This window comes from Mycobacterium sp., assembly GCF_035603715.1.
Lineage (GTDB): Bacteria > Actinomycetota > Actinomycetes > Mycobacteriales > Mycobacteriaceae > Mycobacterium.
This window is the reverse complement of the sequence record NZ_DATNJW010000022.1, coordinates 1-2,321: the sequence shown is the minus strand read 5'-3', so window position 1 is coordinate 2,321 and position 2,321 is coordinate 1. Positions and strand designations below refer to the sequence as shown.

Below are 2,321 nucleotides of genomic sequence, written 5' to 3'. Positions count from 1 at the left end.
GTGACCCGCCACGGCACCGTGATCGGCCCCGCGATGACGAGTCTCGTCGGTTATTCGGAGCTGACTCCGCAGCGGGGCAGCTGGTGCGGCAATGACATCTGGCGTGAGGTGCTGCCGCCGGACCAGACGCACGCCGCGCGGGAAATGGTGCGAAAGTTGGGTGGCGTCCTGAGCCGCGAGGGTTACCGCGGCTACTTCGAGGTGGACCTTCTGCACGATCTGGATTCCGGGGAGCTCTATCTCGGCGAGGTGAACCCCCGCCTGAGCGGCGCCAGCCCGATGACGAACTTGACGACTGAGGCCTACGCGGACATGCCGCTGTTTCTCTTTCACCTGCTCGAGTACATGAATGTGGACTACGAGCTCGACATCGAGGAGATCAACTCGCGCTGGGAGCGGGGCTATGGCGAGGACGAGGTCTGGGGCCAAGTGATCATCACGGAGACCTCGCCGGATGTCGAGCTCTTCACCGCAACCCCACGCACCGGCGTATGGCGCATCGACGACGACGGTCGCGTCTCCTTCGCGCGGTCCGCCAACGACTGGGCCACGCTGCTCGACGGATCCGAGGCCTTTTACATGCGTGTCGCGGCCCCTGGCGACTTGCGCTCTGAGGGCGCCCAACTCGGCGTGCTCGTCACCCGCGGACACTTACAGTCCAACGACTACCGGCTCACCGAACGCTGCCAGCGCTGGGTCAAGGGCATGAAGGCGAAGTTCGTCTCGACGCCCCTGGTGCCGGCCGCGCCAATCGTCGCGCGGCTCGTCGCACGAGCGTGAGCGGCTGCCCACGAGTTGCTGGAGAAACCCGTGAAACCGCGCACATGATCGGCGGCGAACGCGGTCGCGTCCCGGCCGGCATCTCACTCGGCAACTGGTTGTCGACGCCCTATTCGCGGTGGTCATTTCAGCACGTCGACGACTTCGTGCCGACCGCGGTAATCTCGCGCGGGATCGGGCGGGTTGCGGAGTTGCCGGCAGCCAGTGCTTCGGTGGCCGCGATTCCGGTGACCACCACAGATGGCGTGGGCAGCAACGTTGGCGCGGTGATGGCCGCCACTGCTACCGATGGGTGGGCCGTCGCCTACCGCGGGTCGATCGTGGCTGAGGAGTACCTCGACGGACTGGGGGCTGAGACCCGGCACCTGCTGTTCTCGGTGAGTAAGTCGCTGGTGGCAGCCGTCGTTGGTGCGCTGCACGGCGCCGGTGCGATCGAGCTTGACGCGCCGGTCACGGCATTCGTTCCCGCCCTAGCGAATTGCGGCTACGCAGGTGCGACGGTGCGCCACCTGCTGGACATGAGATCAGGGATCGCGTTTTCCGAGGACTACGGCGACCCGGCCGCGGAGATCCATGGGCTGGACCAGGCCATCGGGTGGGCGCCCAAGAAAAGTCCGGAGGCCCCCTCAACGCTGCAGGAATTCCTGCTGACCTTGCGGCAGAAATCGGCGCATGGCGGTCCGTTCGAATATCGCTCATGTGAAACCGATGTACTTGGCTTGATCTGCGAGGTCGCGGGCGGACAGCGGATGCCCGACTTGATGTCGGAACTGCTGTGGAGCCGCATCGGCGCCCAATGCGACGCCACCATCGGCGTAGACGCGGTCGGGACCGGCTTTTTTGACGGCGGTATCAATGCCTGCCTCACTGACATGATCCGGTTCGGGTCGCTGTTCTTGCGAGAAGGTGTCTCGTTGACCGAGCAGCAAGTGGTACCGGCGGCGTGGATCGCTGACACCCTCGAGGGCGCACCCGACTCGCGCCAGGCCTTCGCCGCCAGCCCCGACGACACCGAATTGCCCGGCGGGATGTACCGCAACCAAGTGTGGTTGCCCTACCCCGGCAGCAATGTCGTGTTGTGCCTGGGCATGTGCGGTCAGGTGATCTACGTCAACCGCGGCGCGGAAATGGTCGCCGCCAAGCTATCGAGTCAGCCGCACTCTCACGAGCCGCACATGCTCGACACGTTGCGCGCTTTCGATGCGGCGGCACACACACTGGCTCACAGCATCAGTTAGCCCGACGTTACGCTGACCGCCGTCCAGCAGAGGCTCACCGTTGCCCGAAAAGCATTGCTAAATGGCATTTTTGAAGGTAAGCGCTAGCGATGTCACCACCCGCGTTCGCGCCACGTTGCGAGGCTGGGACGCTCGGCACCCAGTGTGGTGTCGTCGCCGTGACCGGGGTACACGACGGTGGTGTCGTCGTAGACGTCGAACACGCGGGAGCTGACGTCATCGAGCAGTTGCTCGAAATCGCCGGGCTGCCATGTCTTGCCGACGCCACCGGGAAACAGGCAATCGCCGGTGAACAGTTGGGTG

1 protein-coding gene and 2 pseudogenes are annotated in these 2,321 nt (G+C 64.9%); 2 read left to right on the top strand and 1 reads right to left on the bottom strand.

All coding sequences use genetic code 11. From position 1 onward, the window contains the following. Positions 1 to 780: pseudogene (locus VN856_RS00760) on the top strand (hypothetical protein); the annotation flags it as partial. Positions 781 to 824: 44 nt separating this feature from the next. Beyond that, on the top strand, positions 825 to 2,018 hold the full coding sequence (locus tag VN856_RS00755; RefSeq protein ID WP_325685222.1) for a serine hydrolase: 1,194 nt from the start codon (positions 825 to 827) through the stop codon (positions 2,016 to 2,018). Positions 2,019 to 2,110: 92 nt separating this feature from the next. On the opposite strand, the pseudogene VN856_RS00750 reads toward VN856_RS00755, so the two are convergent. Continuing rightward, positions 2,111 to 2,321: pseudogene (locus VN856_RS00750) on the bottom strand (MBL fold metallo-hydrolase); the annotation flags it as partial.

Coding starts and splice junctions, on each gene's coding strand:
- VN856_RS00755 (WP_325685222.1), top strand. CDS start 825: ATGATCGGCGGCGAACGCGGTCGCGTCCCGGCCGGCATCTCACTCGGC.